An 18234-nucleotide genomic window follows, 5' to 3' on the forward strand; every position below is an offset into this window, starting at 1 on the left:
CAGCGTCTAACGGTAATGAAAATCATTCGCAATAGCGAAAACTTTTACTCCGCAGCGAGCAGGGTTTCCGCCCCGCCGAGGTCCACGGACACCAGCCGGCTGATACCTTTTTCGATCATCGTCACGCCGTAGAGCCGGTGCATGCGGCTCATCGTCACCGCGTTGTGGGTGACGATCAGATAGCGAGTGTCCGTTTCCCGCGTCATCCGCTCGAGCAGGTCGCAAAAGCGCTCGACGTTGGCGTCGTCGAGCGGCGCGTCGACTTCGTCCAGAACGCAGATCGGCGCCGGGTTGGTGAGGAACAGGGCGAAGATTAGCGCGATTGCGGTCAACGCCTGCTCGCCGCCCGACAGGAGGGTCAGCGCGGACAGCCGCTTGCCCGGCGGCTGGGCCATGATCTCCAGCCCGGCTTCCAGCGGGTCGTCGCTTTCGACCAGTTCGAGGTGCGCCTGCCCGCCTTCGAACAGCGTGGTGAACAGGCTGCGGAAGTGGTCGTTGACCTTTTCGAACGCCTCGAGCAGCCGCACGCGTCCTTCGCGGTTGAGGCTGCCGATCGATCCGCGCAGCCGATGGATCGCCTGGGTCAATTCCTCGGCTTCCTCGGCTCCGCGCAGGCGGTCGGCCTCGATTTCCGCCAGTTCCTGTTCAGCGACCAGGTTCACCGGCCCGATGCGGTCGCGGTCGGCGGTCAGCTTCTCGAGCGTCGCCGACTCGGCATCCGGGTCGGGCGTTTCCGCCGGGTCGAAACCCATCGCCTCGGGCAGCCGCTGCGGCACGCATTCGAACTTCTCGAGGCAGATGCGAGCGTATTCGTTGCGGCGCGCCTCCTGCGCTTCCGACCGCGCCTGCGCGGCCGCGCGCCGTTCGCGCGCAGTCGCCGACGATTCCGACGCCGCGTTCACCGCCGCAGAAGCCTCGGCGACCATGCTTTCGGTCTCGCGCTCGGCTGTCGCCGCGTCCGCGACGACGGCCTCGCTCCCAGCGCTCTGCCTCTCCAAATCGGCGACCTGGGCGTCGAGTGCGTCGGGTTCTTCGGCCAGCGCCGAGCGCTCCTCTCGCTGCTGCCCCAGCCGCTCGCGGCCTTGCTCCAACCGGCGTTCGGCATCGGCCAGCCTGCGCCTCCATTCGTCCTGCTCGCGGCCTGCCGCCCCATGCCGTTCGCGCGCCGCCGATTCCTCGCGCGCGCGGGTGGCGGCTTCGGCGCGCTTGTCGGCAACCGCCGAACCGGCGGCGCCCGCCGCTTCGCGCGCGCCTTCGACCTGTGCTTCGAGGTCGGCCGGATCGGGCAAGGCCGCAAGGGTCGCGTCCGCGCCCGCCACCGCTTCGGCCGCGGCCTTGGCCAGCGGAGCGAGATCGCCCAAGCGCTGGTCGAGCGCGCTGCGCTGCGCCTGCACGCGTTCGATCGCGGCGGCGGCGCTGTCGCCGGCCCGCTCGGCCTCGCGCAATTCCCGCTCGGCCGCCGTCACCGCGGCGCGAGCGCTTTCCGCTTCCTGGCGCAGCCGGTCGACGGCCTCTACCGCATCGCTTCGCCGGGTTTCGGCAGCCTCCAGCTTGCCGTCCAGGCCCGGCAATTGCCGCGCAAGCTCCGCCAGCCGGTTGGCGCGGATCAACCGTTCGGCAGCGGCAGCGCCGGCGCCTTCCGCAACGAAGCCGTCCCACCGCCGCATCCGCCCGTCGCGGGTCACCAACCTTTGTCCGACCGCGAGCGCCTGGCCGGTGTCGGCGTCGGCGACGCCAACCTGCCGCAACCGGCGCGACAATTCGGCCGGCGCCTCGACATGGTCGGCGAGGCGGATCAAATCCTTGCCCAGCGCCGGATCGCCGGCCTGCGGCTCGCTACCCTGCCAGCGGCGCGACCCGTCCTCCCCGATATCCGCGTCGGCATCGTCGCCCAGCGCGGCGGCCAGCGCCTGCTCGAAACCCGGATCGGCGCGCAGCCTAGCCACGACCGAACCGCCGCCCTGTTGCAGCGCCCGCGACAGGGCATCGTGCTCGGCCCGAGCCGCCGACTGCGCAGCCCGCGCATTGGCCAGTTCGCTTTCCGCCGCGTCGCGATCGTCGGCCGCCTGGGTGCGCCCCGCCTCGGCCGCCTCGACCTGCTTTTCCGCCAGGGCGCGTGCCTTCTCTGCAGCGGTTGCGCGCGCGATCGCCTCGTCCCGTTGCCGTTCGTCATCGGAGCCGTCGGCAAGCGCAGCGAGCTGCTGCTTCAGCCGGTCGCGCTCGGTTTCGGTGCGTGACGCGTGGGCGCGCGCGGCTTCGACCGCGGCTTCCGCGACCCGCCGCTCGGCGCGCATCGCCGCCTGCCGGGCAAGCAGGTCGGCAAGCCCTGCCTCCGCCTGGCGTGACGTGTCTTCAAGCTCGGCCAGTTCCTTCGCCAGCCGCGTGGCTTCGCCCTCGCCGCCGGCCAGCCGCCGGTCGATGGTGGCGCGTTCCTCGTCCAGCTGCCCGATGGCCCGGGACGCATCCTCGCGCAGCGCTTCCTCCCGGCCGATATCGGTCGCGGTCGCGGACTCCAGCCGTTCCAGCTCGGCCATGCGCCGAGTGATCGTGTCGCGCCGCGCCCGCGCGGTCGCCAGTTGATGGGCGATTTCGCTCCCCCGCGCCCGCGCGTCGGCGGTCGCGCGTCGCCGCTCGTCGAGCCGCTTTTCGGCCAGCGCCTGCGCCATCCGCGCCTGCTCGATGGCGGTGCGCAGCTTGCCGACTTCGGCTTCGGCGGCGGCCGCTTCCTGCCGCGCCTCCTCGGCCGAATGGTCGGCTTCGACCCAGCGGGCGTGGACCAGGCGCGCTTCGACGCCGCGGATCCGGTCGGTCAGCGCACGATAGCGCTCCGCTGCCCGCGCTTGCCGCCGCAGGCTGGCCGCCCGCTGTTCCTGGTCGCTGAGCAGTTCCGACAGGCGAGCGAGATTCGCTTCGGCCGCGCGCAGTTTCTGTTCGGCATCCTTGCGCCGCGCATGCAGGCCGGAAATGCCCGCCGCCTCTTCCAGCAATTGCCGCCGCTCGACCGGCTTCGATGCGATGATCGACCCGACCTTGCCTTGGCTGACCAGCGCCGGGCTGTGCGCGCCGGTCGCGGCGTCGGCGAACAGAAGCGAGACATCCTTCGCGCGGACGTCGCGGCCGTCGATGCGATAGGCGGATCCCGCGCCCCGCTCAATCCGGCGGGTGACTTCCCCCTCGCCGCCGTCCTCACCGTCGCGGTCGAGCAGGATCGACACTTCGGCGAAGTCGCGCGGCGGGCGGGTGGCGGTGCCGGCGAAGATGACATCTTCCATTCCGCCGCCGCGAAGCGACTTCGGGCTGCCTTCGCCCATCACCCAGCGGATGGCTTCGAGGAGGTTGGACTTGCCGCACCCGTTGGGCCCGACCACGCCGGTCAGGCCGGGCTCGATGCGAAGCTCCGTCGGTTCGACGAAGCTCTTGAACCCGCTGAGCTTCAGCCTCCGGATGCGCAAGGCGCGCTCCTCCCCTCGCTACGCTTTAGCTGCCGACCGCAGCCTTCAACTGCGGTTCCAGCTTTTCCCAGGTCGCGGTGGCGTCGAGTAGCTTGCCGTTGAGCACGAAGCTCGGCGTGCCCTTGAAATCGGGGTACTGGCTGGCGACGTCGCTGTTCATCTGGACCAGCTGATTTACCCCAGTCTGGTCGGTCAGGCATTGCGTGCTCTTGGCCGTCGGTACGCCGCGCTGCGCCGCCCACTTCTGCAGGTCGGCAAGCTTGGCGACTTCAAGGAACTGCTTGTCCGGGCCAAGGGCGGTGACCGCCTGCAGCTGCGCTTCCGGCGCCGACTGCAGCCTGTCGATCCATTCGCGCTGGTCGCTGTAGAGTGCCCGGGTCAGCGGGAAAAAGGTCTTCGCGCCGTTGCAGCGCGCGATCAGCGATGCGGCGATGTCGAACGGATCGCGCACGAAGTTGCGGAATTCCCAGCTCACCTGGCCGGTCTTCACATATTTCTGGACCAGCGCCGCGCCAGCGGTTTCCTCGAACTCGGCACAGTGCGGGCAGGTCATCGAGCCAAGCTCGACCAGTTTCGCCTTGGCGTTGGGATTGCCCATCACGAACCCGCCCTGCGGGGTCGCGCGGACGACCTGCGACCAGTCGCCGTTGGCCGGCGGCGTCACCGCTTCGCCGGCGACCGCGCCGGCATCGGCCGACGTCGCGGCCGCGCTGTTGCTGCCGCCTTCGGCGTTGCACCCGCTGCTGGCCAGGGCCGCCGCCGCGGCAAGGAATAGAGAGCTGCGCTTCATTTGATCACTCCGCTTATTGGGATCGGGATCGATTCGGGGGAAACGACCTTGGCCGGGCCATCGCTTGCCTCGATGCGGGCCGCAAGGGCCTCTAGGCAGGCGCGAAGCTCCGGATCGGCGATTTCCCGCAACCCCTCTCCAATCTCGTTCGGCACCGGGCGAAGCTCGGGTCGCTCCACCTTGGCCGGGCGCGCCACTGGCGCACCCTGCCTGAATGAAAGCTTGGCGACCGCCGAATAGCCGAAGAAGCGGTTGACCCGCTCGACGATCACCGGCGCCAGATGTTGCATCAGCGGCGCATGCGCGCCCTGGACGACGATGCTGAGCACGCCGCCCGACTTTCGCCCGGCCGGGAAACGGATCGATTCCGGCGAGGAGACCCGGGCATAGCGGTCGCCGACGATTTCCGGCCAGCGGCTGACCACCGACGCCTGGATGAAGCCGAAGCGGCGGAAGGCCGGGCCGCCGGCATTGCCGATCAACTCCCCGGCCGAGCGCGCACGCCGATGGCGCGGCGCGTCCTCCTTGTCAGCTTTTCCCACCCGCATCTTCGCCATTTGTACCGACCATGCCATAGGGCGCCGATGCGCGCCAATCTCAGCGACCGGCTGCTCCAACATTATGTGGATAAGTGCCGGGCGCTGCCGTGGCGCTCCCCGCCCGGTTCGCCACCGCCAGACTCCTACAGGGTCTGGCTGAGCGAGGTGATGCTGCAGCAGACGACGGTGGCGGCCGTGACACCGCGCTTCGAACGCTTTCTGGCCCGCTGGCCAACGGTGGAAGCGTTGGCGGCCGCCCTTGACGAGGACGTTCTCGCCGAATGGGCCGGCCTTGGCTATTACGCCCGCGCCCGCAATCTCATTGCCTGCGCCCGCGAAGTGGCAGCGCGAGGCGGCTTTCCGACGACCGAAGCCGGACTGCGCGCGCTGCCCGGGATCGGCGACTACACCGCCGCGGCGATTGCCGCGATCGCGTTCGGCGCCCACGCAGTGGTCATTGATGCCAACGTCGAACGCGTGACCTGCCGGCTGTTCGCGCTGGCCGCGCCGACCAGGGGCGACCTGCGTGCTGCCGTCGCCTCGATCACTCCCGCCGAACGGGCCGGCGACTTTGCACAGGCAATGATGGACCTTGGCGCCACCATCTGCCGCCCGCGCGCGCCGCTGTGCGATTCATGCCCGCTCCGCGACGACTGCCGCGCCTTCGCCAGCGGCAACCCCGAACGATTTCCGGCGCCGAAGGCCAAGGCCGCCAAACCTGTCCGCCACGGCGTCGCCCAGTGGATCGAACGAGACGGAGCGATCTGGCTGGTGCGGCGGCCGACCAAGGGACTGCTCGGCGGGATGGCGGCGCTGCCCGGTCCAGTATGGACCGCGGAGCGGCAGGCGAACGCGCCCGAGCTTGCCCGCGTCCGCCATGTCTTCACCCATTTCGCGCTGGAACTGGCCGTGGTCGCAGCCGCGGATCCGGTTGGCGAGGGCTGGTGGCAGCCGTTCGACACGTTGGCCGACGCCGGGCTGCCGACCCTGTACCGCCGCGCCGTCGACGCGGTGCTGACCGAACGAGGCCGGATTGCAGCCTGACGTTTTCTTCGCCGGCGCAGGTCTGGACCGGGCCGACGCCGCGCGGGCCGATGCGGAATTGCTCTCCAGCTATGCCCGAAGCCCGCTCGCCGCCGAACTGGTGTGGGCCGATGGCTTGCCTGCCGTGTCGCAAGGCGGCGACCTGCTGTGGCAGCCGGTCGGCGATGGCGCGCTGTTCCTTGGCCTTGACGGCGACCGGCCGCGCTTTTCCCCGCTGCAGGCCACGGTCGGCGGCTGGCCGGCGGTGATGCCGCTGGTCGGTTGCCTGTCGCCGGCGCAGGCCCCGATCTTCGCCGCGGCGATGAGCCTTGCCCGCTGGCATTCGACGCATGGCTTTTGTGCCAATTGCGGCGCGCCCAGCGACCTCGTCCGCGGCGGCTGGTCGCGACGCTGCGGCACGTGCGGCACCGAACATTATCCGCGCGTCGATCCGGTCGCGATCATGCTGGTCGAACATGACGGCCGCCTGTTGCTCGGCCGGTCGCACTATTATTCGCCGGGCCGCTATTCGGCGCTGGCCGGCTTCGTCGAGGTCGGCGAATCGCTGGAAGACGCGGTGGCCCGCGAAGTGCTGGAGGAAGCAGGCGTCGTGGTGACCGACGTGGCATATGTCGCGAGCCAGCCATGGCCCTTCCCGTCGTCGCTGATGATCGGTTGCCGCGCGAGTGCGCTGGACGACCGATTGACCATCGATCGCACCGAACTGGACGACGCGCGCTGGTTCACTCGGGCAGAGGTCGCGGCGGCCGTGGCCGGCGCCGACGAGGCGCCTTTCGGCCCGCCGCCGCCCTTTGCGATCGCCCGCAGCCTGCTCGAACACTGGCTCACCGCTTGAACAAGCCACGGCGTCCCCTTAAAGGGTCGCCCAAATTCCACGCTTTCGGCAATCCGCCGCAGGGGACTCAATGGACGACCGCTTCAACACAATGGCCGGCTGGGTGCTGGCTGCAGGAATCGTCGCACTGGGCGGCTCGATCGTCGCTGGGGAAGTGTTCCATTCCGAACGGCCCGAGAAGATGGGCTATCCGATCGAAGGTGTCGTCGAGGAAGGCGAAGGCGGGGGCGAAGCGGAAAAGCCGATCGCTTTCTACCTGGCATCGGCCGACGCCGCGCAGGGCGAACAGGTGTTCAAAAAGTGCGCTGCTTGCCACAACGCCGACAACGGCGGCGCCAACGCGCTCGGCCCCAACCTGTGGGGCGTGCTCGGCGAGCCGGTCGGCAAGGGCAAGGGCTTCGCCTTTTCCGAAGCGCTGGCCAGCAAGGGCGGTACCTGGAACTGGGACAATATGAGCGCGTGGCTGAAGAGCCCGAAGAGCTTTGCGCCCGGCACCAAGATGACCTTCGCGGGCTTGAGCAAGCCGGAAGACCGCGCCGCGATCCTGCTGTACCTCAACCAGCAAAGCAGCAGCCCGCAGCCGGTCCCGGCAGCGCCGGCCGAAGCCGCCGCCCCGGCGGAAGGCGAAGCGGCCGCAGCCGAAAACGCTGCCGAAGCGACCTCGAACGGCGCGCAAAAGGCGGAAGACGAGCCGGTGCTCAACAACCCCGCCGCCGATCCCAAGGGCAATGGCGAGGCCGCTCCGCAGGACTAAGCCCCGCGCTTATTCGGGCGGCGACGTCTGCTGCGGTTCCGGGTGCGGATCGCGCTCGTAATATTTGACGACATACTCCCACGCTTCCTGCGGGTCTTCGACCCAATGGATCAGCTCGAGGTCGTGGGGAGAAATCGTCCCTTCCTCGACCAGCGCGTCGAAATCGACCACGCGAGTCCAGAAGTCGCGGCCGAACAGCAGGATCGGTAGAGGGCGGACCTTGCCCGTCTGGACCAATGTCAGCAGCTCGAAAAATTCGTCGAAGGTGCCGAACCCCCCGGGGAACACGGCCACCGCGCGGGCGCGCAGCAGGAAATGCATCTTGCGCAGCGCGAAATAGTGAAACTGGAAGCTCAGTTCCGGCGTGACGAAGCGGTTGGGCAATTGTTCGTGGGCCAACACGATGTTGAGTCCGATCGTGTCCTTGCCTTCCTGCCACGCGCCGCGATTGGCGCCTTCCATGATCGACGGCCCGCCGCCCGAACAGACGACAAAATGACGCTGTCCGTCCTCGTCGCAATCGCAGGTGCTGGCGAGCCGCGCCAATTCCTGCGCCGCGACGACGTAGCGGGATTTTTCCTTGAGCCTCTCGGCGATCCGTCGTTGCTCGTCATTGGTTGCGGTCGCCACCAACTGGTCGGCCTGGTCCGGCCACGGGATTCGCGCCGAACCGTAAAAGACGAAGGTCGAAGCGATATTCGCTTCCTTGAGCAGCAGTTCGGGCTTCAGCAGTTCAAGCTGGAAACGGACCGGGCGCAGGTCCTCGCGCAACAGGAATTCCATGTCCTGGAACGCCAGCTTGTAAGCCTCGCTTTCCGTTTGCGGGATCGAGGGGACATGCGCCGCCGCCTCTGCGTCGACCTTGGAGGATGGAAAAATGCGCTTGGGGGGTACCGGATCGTCCATGCCCCGCCTCTAGCGGAGCCGCCCCGATACCCCAAGCATCAGTCGGCCTCGGTGCGCCGCACCGCGCTCCAGTCGAGGCGGCGGGTGGCGTACATTACCCCGGCCAGCGCCGCGAACAGCAGCAGCGAGCCGATCAGCAGCGAGAAGGCCTCGAGGCTGAGCAGGACGTAAAGCACCGCATAGAGGCCCGCGAGCAGCCCGCCGATGACCCACGCCCGCCGCCAGCTGCCCAGGATCGCCGCCGAATAGGCCGTGTTGAGCCCGACGACCGCCGCCGACGCGAGCAAATAGGCGGGCGTGAAGCCCAGGATTTCCGCGAAGGCGAGCAGCAGCACGAAGAACAGCACCAGCGCGGCGCCCATCAGCAGATATTCGACCGGGGACACGCGCACGCCCGCGACCACGTCGAACATCAGTAGCGCAAGAAAGGTGAAGCCGATGAACAGGAAGCCGTATTTGGTGGCGCGATCGACTTGCGAATATGGATCGACCGGCTGGATCAGGCTGATCGCCGCAGTCTGCAGCGGTGCGCCGGGACCGGTGACGTCAATTGTCTCCGCGGCCGGGCCACGCGCAGGCGGCGCGACCCGCTCGGCGCCGCTGGTTCGGCCACGTTCCGCGGTGCTGACCAGCGACCGGCCAAGCGCAAGGTTGCCGACGCGGTAACTGGCGGAAAATCCGCTATCGCTGATGGTCCGCCGGTCGGGCAGAAACTCGCCACCAAAGCTGGGGTGCGGCCAGGAGGAGCGCACGGTCCAGCGCGTTTCGCCCGCTTCGGGGGCGAGAGCGATCGAACTGTTGCCGCGGAAGGCGTAGGAATAATCGACCGCCAGCGGAGCATTGCGGAGTCCGCCGGCGTCGATCCAGGCGAAGAAGCCGCGGCCGCCCGAACTGCCGCCGCCGGGCTGCAACCGGAGAGGCCTGCCGCCGACGGATACTTGCGGATTGCCTCCCAGCCCGCGCGGATCGCTCAGGCCGAAGCGCAATTCTGCACGACTGAGGTCCATTGTCGCCGGATCCACCCCTGTCCGGTCGAGATCGGCCGGAAAAGCGAAGCGCGCGCGCCCGCGAACCGTCGAATCATAAACCACCGCTTCGTAGATCGAGCGTTTGCGCCGTTCCGGGCGGATGTCGGTCGACACCTCCGCCACCTCGGCCGCCAGGCTCAACTCGCGCACCACCTCGGTACTGCGGGTAACGCTTTGGCCGTTCTGGATGACAGTTTCGGTGGCACTGGCGCGATAGGGAATGACCAGTACCGGACCGGTGATCGACTGCGGACCACCCCACCCGGCGGTGATCGAACCGGTCGCCTCTTCCGACTGGCTTTGCCGGTCGTACACCAGGGCCCAGACCGAAAAGAGCGGGATGGCCAGAGCCAGGCCGATGAGGATTGCAAGCAACAGCTTGAATCCCGGTGTGCGCTCTCTGCCTGCGATCAAGGCCATCACTCGCTCCGCTTCAGATATTGACTGTCCGCAGGCTGGCGGCCGCGGCGATGATTGTCATGAGCGGAGCATGACTATTTGCTGAAAACCGTAAAGCGCGCGGTGCGTCCGCCTATTCGCCGCAATCCATTTGCAGCGTGGCATCCCGCACTTCGGCGCCAAGCCGGACTGTCACCTTGATGGTGCCGGCGCAGGCCACGTCGGACAGGTACAGCGCGGAATAGGTCACGCCCGTGTAGGGCAGGATGACATTGTCGAACGTCCGCTTCGCGATGGTCTTGCCCTTGGCTTCGGCGACGATGGTTAGCGGTGTGTCGAGCGTTGCCGCGACGCCGTCGGACTTCCGCGCCGCAAGCGCGACCAGGATCATCACATCGTCGGCGGAGCCGCCCGCGTCGCCTTCGCCGATGATCGTGTTCCAGCCGACGAAGCGCCGGTCGGCGCCGAGCACGTCCGGGGACAGCTGGCCGGTTTCGTTATAGAATAGGCGCGCCTCGACGCCGGCGATGGTGCCGTTGGCGGGGCTGGCGGCGGCCATCGCGATGGCCGCGACGATCAATAGACCCGGGCCTTGGGCTTGATGTAGTCGATGTCGTCGGTGAGCGTATATTCGTGCACCGGGCGGTAATCGATCTTGACCGCGCCGCCCTTGCCGCCCCAGCCGTCGAACCAGGCGATCGAATGCTTCATCCACTGCTTGTCGTCGCGGTCGGGATAGTCCTCGTGCATGTGCGCGCCGCGGCTTTCCTTGCGGTTCTGCGCGCAATGCATGGTGACCACCGCCTGGCTCATCAGATTGTCGAGCTCGAGCGTTTCGATAAGGTCGCTGTTCCAGATCAGCGAGCGGTCGCTGACCTTCACGTCCTTCATCGTCGTATAGACCTGGTCGATCTTCTGCTTGCCTTCCTCCAGCGTCCGTTCGGTGCGGAACACGGCGGCGTCGGCCTGCATCACGCGCTGCATGTCGGTGCGAATCTGCGCGGTCGGCAGAGCGCCGTCGGCATAGCGGAAATGATCCAGGCGAGAGAGCGCGAGGTCGGCCGAATCCTTGCGCAGCGCGGCGGGCAAAGCGCCCGGCTTGACCACTTCGGCCAACCGCATGCCGGCCGCGCGGCCGAACACGACCAGGTCGATCAGGCTGTTGGAGCCCAGGCGGTTGGCGCCGTGGACGGACACGCAGGCGGCTTCGCCGACTGCGAAAAGGCCGGGGACGACACTGTCCGGGTCGCTATCTTTCAGCGTCACGACTTCGCCGTGATAATTCGTCGGAATTCCGCCCATCGTATAATGGACCGTCGGCGCGACCGGGATCGGCTGGCGCGTCAGGTCGACGCCGGCGAAGGTCATCGCGCTTTCGGTGATGCCGGGCAGCCGTTCGGCCAGGATCTTCGGATCGATATGGTCGAGGTGCAGGTGGATATGATCCTTGTGCTCGCCGACCCCGCGCCCTTCGCGGATTTCCATCGCCATCGACCGTGACACGACGTCGCGGCTGGCAAGGTCCTTGGCCGACGGGGCATAGCGTTCCATGAATCGCTCGCCCTCGGCATTGGTCAGATAGCCGCCTTCGCCGCGCGCGCCTTCGGTGATCAGCACGCCGACGCCGTAGATGCCGGTCGGGTGGAATTGCACGAATTCCATGTCCTGCAGCGGCAGGCCCGCGCGCAACACCATCGCATTGCCGTCGCCTGTACAGGTGTGCGCGGAGGTGGCGGTGAAATAGACCTTGCCGTAGCCGCCGGTGGCCAGGACCACGGCCTGCGCGCGGAAGCGGTGGATCGACCCGTCGTCCATCGACAGCGCGATGACCCCGCGGCACACGCCGTCTTCCATGATCAGGTCGATGGCGAAATATTCGATGAAGAAGTCGGCGTCGTACTTCAGGCTCTGCTGGTACAGCGTGTGCAGCATCGCATGGCCGGTACGGTCGGCGGCGGCGGCGGTGCGCTGCGCGGCCGGGCCTTCGCCCATGTTCTGGGTCATGCCCCCAAACGCGCGCTGGTAGATCTTGCCTTCCGCCGTGCGGCTGAACGGCATGCCCATATGCTCGAGCTCGACCACGGCGGCCGGCGCTTCGCGGGTCAGATATTCAATCGCGTCCTGGTCGCCCAGCCAGTCCGATCCCTTGACGGTATCGTACATGTGCCAGGTCCAGTGGTCCGGCCCCATGTTGCCGAGCGAGGCGGCGATGCCGCCCTGTGCCGCGACCGTGTGGCTGCGGGTCGGGAAAACCTTGGTGATGCAGGCGGTCTTGAGGCCGTTCTGAGCCGCACCCATTGTCGTGCGCAGGCCCGAACCGCCGGCGCCGACGACGATCACGTCATAGCTATGGTCGATGATCTGGTAGGCGCTCACGCAGCAGCTCCGAAAGCGATCTTGCCGAGCGCGAACAGGCACAGCGACGCGCCCGCAATCGCGGCGAACAGGATGAAGGTGTTGGTTGCCCAGCGGCCACTTTCCGTGTGCACGTAATCGTCCACGACCTGCTTCAGCCCGTCCGCGGCGTGGATGAAACTGGTCACCGCGAACAGCGCCATCGGAATCGCGCCGGTCGGGCTGCGGAGCCATTCACGCAGCGTCTGCTGGTCGAAATTGGGCAACATCAACAAGGCGGCGAGGAACCACGCGCCAAGCAGGACGAGGGCCACGCTGGTCAGCCGTTCGGCCAGCCAGTGATCGCCGCCTTCGCGAGCGGAGCCGAGGCCGCGAACCTTGCCGATCTGCGATGCGCTGTCGCCGATGCTCATGCCAGCGCTCCCGACCAATAGGCCCACACCAGCGCGGTCGCGAACAGCCCCAGCACGATGGTCGCCACCGCGCCCGCCTTGTTGGCGCGCAGTTCGAACCCTTGGCCGGTGTCCATCAAAAGGTGGCGCAGGCCGGAAAATGTGTGCTGGAAAAAGGCCCAGGTCAGCCCCGCCAGCACCAGCAACCCGTACCAGCTGGTCGCATGCTGCTGAAACGCCGCGTAATCGTCGCCCGATCCGGCCAGCGCCATCAACCACCAGGCCAGCACGGCCAGGCCGACGACCGACAGGCCCGCGCCGGTGATCCGGTGAAGGATCGATACGACCATGTGCGGTCCCCACCGCCAGATCGTCAGATGCGGGGACAAGGGTCTTTCGCGGACGGCTGCCATCTATGCTTCCCGTGACGTTGATTGGACCGGCCTTTACGGCCGGACAATCGCTTAGGACCCAGCCCCTGCCCGTGCAAGGCCGCCGCCCCCTCCTAACCCGCTCTTAACCATTGCTGGCGCAAGCAAGGCGGCAACAGGCACCATGTTTGCGACGGAGCACGACGGAATGAAAAGCGACACTGCACACCTGCAGCGGCTGAGCGACGACCAGGTGCGCGCGCGCCTTGAGGCGTACAATCCGGGCGGGGCGCTGGAACGGGACATCGAACTGGTCCACGACCAGGCGCTGGACATCGTCGCCGAGGAAGTCGTCGCCGAATTCGGGTCGGAGCGGGGCTCGGCCTACAATCGCAATTACCAGGGCAATGTCGATTCCGACTGGGTCCAGAGCATCGCTGCCTACGGGCGCGAAATCTACCGCGAGAAGGCCTCGGTTCCGGCGTACATGGCCAAGCGCATGACAGCCTGCGACCGGATGGTCGCGCGTGTCGCCGAACGGTTTGTCGACGATCAGCAGAAGATGGTCCGCTGCGTTTCCGCGCTGCTGCGCATCAACCAGTTCGAAACGGACATCGTCCTTGCCCAGGTCGCCATGCTCGAAGCGATCGACGCCGCCGACGCGCGCGGCAAGCAGAGCGAGGAATTCGAACGCCAGGTCGCCGACCTCGTCCGCGGCAGTACCGACCAGTCGCGCAACCTGACCGACCGCACGCGCGCCACCGCCGCGTCGGCGCGCGGCATGCTGGGCAAGACCAGCGAAGTCGCCGCCGCCGCCGAGCAATCCGCCGTCGCCATGCGCGAAGCCGCGCAAACGGCCGCCGGCCTTATCCGCGCCATCGAGGACGCCCGGTCGGAGGTCGAAGTCGCCGCCGACGTCGCCACCCGCGCCGGCGGGCAGGCCGAGCAGGCGGTGAAGGTCAGCGAAATGCTGTCCATCCATGTAGAAGCGATCGAATCGATCCTTGGCCTCATTCGCGACATCGCCGGCCAGACCAACCTGTTGGCGCTCAACGCGACCATCGAGGCCGCGCGCGCCGGCGATGCCGGCCGCGGCTTCGCGGTCGTCGCGCAGGAAGTGAAAAGCTTGGCCAGCCAGACGGCACGGGCAACCGACGACATCACCGCCAAGATCACCGCCATCCAGCAGGCGACCCGCCAGACGGTCGAGGCCAACGGGTCGATCAAGTCGACCGTGGTCGAGGTCCAGAGCAGTGCCGACCGCATTCGCCAGGCAATGGAATTGCAAGCCCAGACGGTGACCATGATCACCGCCGCGGTCGACGAAACCGCGCTGGCCGCGGATTCGATGAGCTCGACCATCGCCGCCATCCGCAGCGACACCGAAAACGTCGCCAAGGACATCGACGCGGTCGAACAGGGGTTCGGCAATTTTTCCGAGCAGATCGCGCACTTCAAGCTGACGACCAAGGAATTCGTCGCCGGCATCGCCGCCTAAGCTTTCGTACAGGTTCGGGCGCGTCTAGACCGCGCCCATGAACATCTTCGTCACCGGCGCAAGCCGCGGAATCGGCGCCGCGGCCTACGACCTGCTCAAGGCGCGCGGCCATGCCGTCGTCGGACATTCCAGCCGCGGCAATGGCGACCTGATCGCGGGCGATCTGACAGATGCGGACGCCCCGCGACAGGTGTGGGACCAGGCGCTCGACCGGTTGGGCGGACGTATCGACGCGCTGGTCAACAATGCCGGCGTCTACGAAGCCGTCGCCGACGACGCGTCCGACGCCGACTGGCACGCCCAGTGGGACCGGACGATGCGCATCAACCTGTTCGCGTCCGCCGACCTGTGCCGCCTCGCCGTCGGCCATTTCCGCGACCGTGGCGGCGGCCGGATCGTCAACGTCGCCAGCCGCGCCGGGTCGCGTGGCGACAGCCCCGCCCACTGGCATTACGCCGCGTCCAAGGGCGCGATGATCGCGATGACCAAGTCGATCGCGCGCGGTTACGCCGGAGAGAATATCCTCGCCTTCGTCGTCTCGCCCGGCTTCACCGTGTCGGAAATGACCAAGGAATATCTCGACGGCCGCGGCGGCGAGAAGATCCTTGCCGAAATCCCGCTTGGCCGCGTCGCCAGCACCGACGAAATCGCCGAGACCATCCGCTGGCTCGCAACCGAGGCGCCGCCATCCGCGACCGGCGCCAATATCGACGTCAACGGAGCCAGTTTTGTCCGCTAGCCTCGCCCTGTTCGCCGCGATGCAGGTGTGGAGCGTGCCGCTGGGCAAGCCGCCGCCCCAGATCGACCGCCCCAGCGCTCCGCTGAAGACCAACGGTCCTGCCTTTGCCGCCCAGTGCAAGGACTGGGACGAATGGGAAAAGCCCGCTCCGCCCGTACGGCTCCATGCCAACACCTACCTCGTCGGCACGTGCGGCATCGCCGCCATCCTGATCACCGGGAACGAGGGGCACATCCTGATCGACGGCGGCACCGAAGTCGGCGCCCCGCTGATCGCGGAAAACATCAGCCGGCTTGGGTTCAAGCTGCGCGACGTGCGCATCATCCTGCAAAGCCACGAGCATTACGACCATGTCGGCGGGATCGGACGGCTGCAGCAACTGACGGGCGCGCAGGTCTATGCCTCGCGGGCCGCGGCCAAGGTCCTGGAGACCGGCGTCGCCGGCGCCGACGATCCGCAGGCCGGGATGCACAAGCCCTTCCGTTCGGCCCGGGTCGACCATGTGCTGGCGGACGGCGTCCCCGTGCGGCTGGGCAACCTCATGCTCACCCCGATCGCGACGCCGGGTCACTCTCCCGGCGCGCTCAGCTGGCACTGGGGCGCGTGCGACGGCGGCGTGTGCCGGCGCATCGTCTACGCCGACAGCCTGTCGCCGATCAGCCGCGACGATTACCGCTTCAGCGATCACCCCGCCTATGTCGCCGCCTATCGGGCCGGCCTGGCCCGGCTCGCCGCGGTGGAATGCGACATACTGGCGACCCCGCACCCATCCGCCAGCGCTATGGTCGAGCGGCTGGGCAAGGCCAGCATTGAGGATCCGCAGGCTTGTGCGGCCTATGCATCCGACATCGGCAAGAAACTGGATGAACGGTTGGCCAAGGAGCGACTGAAATAAGCTGGCGCGCGACCATCGCGTGCACCAAGGCGCAAGCGGAAGGGCTGGCCGATCCGGACGCGCTGTTCGCGGACGCTTCGCCGCCGGTCCTGGTCACCGACGAACCGGATCCGGCCCGTCCGAACGACTGGCTGCTCCATGCCTATTTCGACCGGGAGCCCAGCCCGGACGACCTTGCTGTGCTGCGCGGCCTGGGAAGCGGCGAACCCGCGGTCGAGCAGCTGGGTGAGGACGATTGGGTAACGATGAGCCAGTCTGGCCTGGAGCCGATCCGCGCCGGACTGTTCTTCGTTCACACGCCGACACACCGCGACCGCGTCCCGGCGGGGACCATTGCCTTTGAAATCGACGCAGGCCTGGCGTTCGGCACCGGACAGCATGCGACGACCGCCGGCTGTCTGGAAGCGCTCGATCAGCTCGACAGCGACAAGCATGCGTTCCGCAATGTTGCCGACATCGGGACCGGCACGGGCCTGCTTGCCTTTGCCGCACTCGCGTTGTGGCCGGGGGCAAAGGTCATCGCGACCGACATCGATCCGGTCGCGGTCGACGTCGCCCGCGACAATGCGAGAATCAATGAAATCCCGCTTGGCCATGGCGCCGGCGAAGTGCTGCTGGCCCAGGCCGACGGCATGGACTCACCGATGCTCGCGGCGCGCGCGCCCTTCGACCTGCTGATCGCCAACATCCTCGCCGGCCCGCTGATCGAGCTTGCGCCCGCATTCGTCCCGGCAACCGCGCCGGGGGGAACGATCGTGCTTGCCGGCCTTCTCGACACCCAGTCGGATGCGGTCGTCAGCGCCTATGAAGCCCTTGGCTGCTCGCTCATCGACGGCGGCAAGAGCGAGTGGCGCGTGCTGGTGTTTCGTCGCTAGGCCGGACGCAACGTCGCGATCCGTCCTTCCGCATCCGCCTCGACCAGCCAGTCCCAGGTCTTGCGCCGGAAGGTCAATCGATAGGTCCGCTTGCCCGCCGGGTCGACCTTGACCAGCTGGACCTTGCTTAGCGGCCCCACGCCGACGACCGCCGCCTGGTTGAAACCGCTCCGAAGCGGCTTGCCGGGGGTCTTACCGGGCGAAACGAACGCACTGTCGTCAGCACCCGCGGCGGCGGCATCGAACAATGCCTTGAGGTTGGCGGCAATGCGCGGCCAGTCGTCGGGGACCGGCGAAGCCAGCACCGGCGCCGGCAGGCTCAGGTCCGCAACCCGCTCCGCCAGCAACGGAAAAAACATCTGCTGATTGGTAAGGACCACGATGGTCTTGCCGGTGGACGGGATCCGGATGATGTCTGCCAGGGCTGGACCGCCGCTATGGCCGACAATCGTCGTCCCGAAATAATCGCGCACGGTCCAGCCGATCCCGAATTGCGACGGGCGTCCGTCGGGCAAGGTCGCCGGGGTGACGATCGCCGCAAGGCTCGATCGGCTGAGTAGCTTGCCACTGTCGATCGCCGCAAACAGTGCGGCGAGGTCGCGGGCCGAGGAATACAGCCCGCCTGCGCCGTACCCCAGCGGTGCGAAAAAGAAATCCGCGGTCCGCTGGCGGTCGCCCGTCCAGGTATAGGTCGATGCGCGCCGCTCGAGGACGTCGGCGGTGCGCACCGGGCCGTCGTCGCTGGCCATGGCGAACCCCGTCGCGTTAAGCTGCAAGGGCCGGGTGATGTCGCGCGCCAGAAGTTCAGGGAGGGTCGCGCCGCCAGCCTTCTCGATCACCGCCCGAAGGATGGTGAAATCGGTGAAGCCGTACCGCGCCTCGGTTCCGGGCGCATAGGCCAGCGGCTGCTTCATCGCGGCGGCGGCCGCTTCGGCCACGGTCTTGGGTTCGGGCTGGCCAAGATCTTCGCCAAGACCGGACGTATGGTTGGCCAATTGCCGGACGGTGATGCCCGACCACGATGCGGGCGCGCCGTCGAAAAATCGGGCGATGGGGTCGTCGAGCGACAGCCGGCCTGCTTCCACCTGCTTCATCAGCAGGATGCCGGTGAACAGCTTGGTCGCCGACGCCAGCTGGAAGCGCGTGTCGGGATCGACCTTGGCCCCCCATTCCAGGTTGGCGACGCCATAGCCGGCCAGCTTCGTCACCTTGCCCGAATCGACAATGGCGACCGCGACTCCGGGCAGATGGCTTACCTCCATCTGCTCCAGAATTACGTCGTCGACGGGGTCGGCCAACGCCGCGGCCGGGGCCGCCAGCGCGACCGCCAGTCCGATCAGTGCACCACGCATCTTCGGCCCC

17 protein-coding genes are annotated in these 18234 nt (G+C 67.7%); 7 read left to right on the forward strand and 10 right to left on the reverse strand.

Annotated elements, in window-relative coordinates:
* Window positions 1-44: 44 nt before the first annotated feature.
* The 3 genes from smc to H8M03_RS05865 are packed head-to-tail and all read right to left on the reverse strand — an operon-like array spanning window position 45 to window position 4790.
* Window positions 45-3452 carry a chromosome segregation protein SMC gene (gene smc / locus H8M03_RS05855; RefSeq protein WP_187480795.1) on the reverse strand — a complete coding sequence of 1136 codons (3408 nt, stop codon included), beginning with the start codon at window positions 3450-3452 and terminating at the stop codon, window positions 45-47.
* Between the two features lie 25 nt (window positions 3453-3477).
* Window positions 3478-4242: a thioredoxin domain-containing protein gene (locus H8M03_RS05860; protein WP_187480796.1), complete on the reverse strand. Its 765-nt coding sequence runs from the start codon at window positions 4240-4242 to the stop codon at window positions 3478-3480.
* Window positions 4239-4790, reverse strand: a complete 552-nt coding sequence (locus H8M03_RS05865; protein ID WP_246449197.1) for a DUF721 domain-containing protein — start codon at window positions 4788-4790, stop codon at window positions 4239-4241. The genes H8M03_RS05860 and H8M03_RS05865 overlap by 4 nt, the downstream gene beginning before the upstream one ends.
* A gap of 36 nt (window positions 4791-4826) precedes the next feature.
* Between H8M03_RS05865 and H8M03_RS05870 the strand changes: the two genes are divergently transcribed.
* From H8M03_RS05870 to H8M03_RS05880, 3 genes are all read left to right on the forward strand, one after another.
* Window positions 4827-5825: an A/G-specific adenine glycosylase gene (locus H8M03_RS05870; RefSeq protein WP_187480798.1), complete on the forward strand. Its 999-nt coding sequence runs from the start codon at window positions 4827-4829 to the stop codon at window positions 5823-5825.
* Window positions 5815-6660, forward strand: a complete 846-nt coding sequence (gene nudC, locus H8M03_RS05875) for an NAD(+) diphosphatase (RefSeq protein ID WP_187480799.1) — start codon at window positions 5815-5817, stop codon at window positions 6658-6660. The genes H8M03_RS05870 and nudC overlap by 11 nt, the downstream gene beginning before the upstream one ends.
* 70 nt (window positions 6661-6730) lie before the next feature.
* Entirely contained in the window at window positions 6731-7414 is a 684-nt protein-coding gene (locus tag H8M03_RS05880; protein ID WP_187480800.1) for a c-type cytochrome, read from the forward strand.
* A gap of 9 nt (window positions 7415-7423) precedes the next feature.
* Here the strand turns inward: H8M03_RS05880 and H8M03_RS05885 are convergent, their stop codons facing one another.
* The 6 genes from H8M03_RS05885 to sdhC form a co-directional block, all read right to left on the reverse strand.
* Window positions 7424-8320, reverse strand: a complete 897-nt coding sequence (locus H8M03_RS05885; protein ID WP_187480801.1) for an LOG family protein — start codon at window positions 8318-8320, stop codon at window positions 7424-7426.
* 38 nt (window positions 8321-8358) lie between these two features.
* The gene (gene creD / locus H8M03_RS05890) at window positions 8359-9768 is read right to left on the reverse strand and encodes a cell envelope integrity protein CreD (protein ID WP_187480802.1); all 1410 of its coding nucleotides are present in this window, start codon (window positions 9766-9768) and stop codon (window positions 8359-8361) included.
* A gap of 112 nt (window positions 9769-9880) precedes the next feature.
* Window positions 9881-10327, reverse strand: coding sequence for a hypothetical protein (locus H8M03_RS05895; protein WP_187480803.1), 447 nt, complete (start codon window positions 10325-10327; stop codon window positions 9881-9883).
* On the reverse strand, window positions 10324-12123 hold the full coding sequence (gene sdhA / locus H8M03_RS05900; RefSeq protein ID WP_187480804.1) for a succinate dehydrogenase flavoprotein subunit: 1800 nt from the start codon (window positions 12121-12123) through the stop codon (window positions 10324-10326). Before sdhA ends, H8M03_RS05895 begins: the two co-directional genes overlap by 4 nt.
* Window positions 12120-12515: a succinate dehydrogenase, hydrophobic membrane anchor protein gene (gene sdhD, locus H8M03_RS05905; protein ID WP_187480805.1), complete on the reverse strand. Its 396-nt coding sequence runs from the start codon at window positions 12513-12515 to the stop codon at window positions 12120-12122. The genes sdhA and sdhD overlap by 4 nt, the downstream gene beginning before the upstream one ends.
* On the reverse strand, window positions 12512-12907 hold the full coding sequence (gene sdhC, locus H8M03_RS05910; RefSeq protein ID WP_187480806.1) for a succinate dehydrogenase, cytochrome b556 subunit: 396 nt from the start codon (window positions 12905-12907) through the stop codon (window positions 12512-12514). The genes sdhD and sdhC overlap by 4 nt, the downstream gene beginning before the upstream one ends.
* Before the next feature lie 166 nt (window positions 12908-13073).
* On the opposite strand from sdhC, the gene H8M03_RS05915 reads away from it, so the two are divergent.
* From H8M03_RS05915 to H8M03_RS05930, 4 genes are all read left to right on the forward strand, one after another.
* On the forward strand, window positions 13074-14363 hold the full coding sequence (locus H8M03_RS05915) for a methyl-accepting chemotaxis protein (RefSeq protein ID WP_246449130.1): 1290 nt from the start codon (window positions 13074-13076) through the stop codon (window positions 14361-14363).
* A gap of 37 nt (window positions 14364-14400) precedes the next feature.
* A complete protein-coding gene (locus H8M03_RS05920; protein ID WP_187480808.1) occupies window positions 14401-15102 on the forward strand; it encodes an SDR family NAD(P)-dependent oxidoreductase in 702 nt (233 codons plus the stop codon).
* A complete protein-coding gene (gene bla, locus H8M03_RS05925) occupies window positions 15092-15997 on the forward strand; it encodes a subclass B3 metallo-beta-lactamase (RefSeq protein WP_246449132.1) in 906 nt (301 codons plus the stop codon). The genes H8M03_RS05920 and bla overlap by 11 nt, the downstream gene beginning before the upstream one ends.
* A 179-nt stretch (window positions 15998-16176) precedes the next feature.
* Window positions 16177-16872, forward strand: a complete 696-nt coding sequence (locus H8M03_RS05930) for a 50S ribosomal protein L11 methyltransferase (protein WP_246449134.1) — start codon at window positions 16177-16179, stop codon at window positions 16870-16872.
* Here the strand turns inward: H8M03_RS05930 and H8M03_RS05935 are convergent.
* A complete protein-coding gene (locus H8M03_RS05935) occupies window positions 16869-18224 on the reverse strand; it encodes a serine hydrolase domain-containing protein (RefSeq protein ID WP_187480809.1) in 1356 nt (451 codons plus the stop codon). The two genes, H8M03_RS05930 and H8M03_RS05935, sit on opposite strands and share 4 nt — an antisense overlap.
* Window positions 18225-18234: the final 10 nt, after the last annotated feature.

Origin of the sequence: Sphingomonas sabuli (assembly GCF_014352855.1) — a bacterium.
Lineage (GTDB): Bacteria > Pseudomonadota > Alphaproteobacteria > Sphingomonadales > Sphingomonadaceae > Sphingomicrobium > Sphingomicrobium sabuli.

What these genes read in the sequence shown, in the direction of transcription:
- H8M03_RS05860 (WP_187480796.1), bottom strand. Translation starts at nt 4,242, where the DNA reads ATGAAGCGCAGCTCTCTATTCCTTGCCGCGGCGGCGGCCCTGGCCAGC.
- H8M03_RS05865 (WP_246449197.1), bottom strand. Translation starts at nt 4,790, where the DNA reads ATGCGGGTGGGAAAAGCTGACAAGGAGGACGCGCCGCGCCATCGGCGT.
- H8M03_RS05870 (WP_187480798.1), top strand. Translation starts at nt 4,827, where the DNA reads ATGCGCGCCAATCTCAGCGACCGGCTGCTCCAACATTATGTGGATAAG.
- H8M03_RS05880 (WP_187480800.1), top strand. Translation starts at nt 6,731, where the DNA reads ATGGACGACCGCTTCAACACAATGGCCGGCTGGGTGCTGGCTGCAGGA.
- H8M03_RS05885 (WP_187480801.1), bottom strand. Translation starts at nt 8,320, where the DNA reads ATGGACGATCCGGTACCCCCCAAGCGCATTTTTCCATCCTCCAAGGTC.
- creD (WP_187480802.1), bottom strand. Translation starts at nt 9,768, where the DNA reads ATGGCCTTGATCGCAGGCAGAGAGCGCACACCGGGATTCAAGCTGTTG.
- sdhD (WP_187480805.1), bottom strand. Translation starts at nt 12,515, where the DNA reads ATGAGCATCGGCGACAGCGCATCGCAGATCGGCAAGGTTCGCGGCCTC.
- sdhC (WP_187480806.1), bottom strand. Translation starts at nt 12,907, where the DNA reads ATGGCAGCCGTCCGCGAAAGACCCTTGTCCCCGCATCTGACGATCTGG.
- H8M03_RS05915 (WP_246449130.1), top strand. Translation starts at nt 13,074, where the DNA reads ATGAAAAGCGACACTGCACACCTGCAGCGGCTGAGCGACGACCAGGTG.
- H8M03_RS05920 (WP_187480808.1), top strand. Translation starts at nt 14,401, where the DNA reads ATGAACATCTTCGTCACCGGCGCAAGCCGCGGAATCGGCGCCGCGGCC.
- H8M03_RS05935 (WP_187480809.1), bottom strand. Translation starts at nt 18,224, where the DNA reads ATGCGTGGTGCACTGATCGGACTGGCGGTCGCGCTGGCGGCCCCGGCC.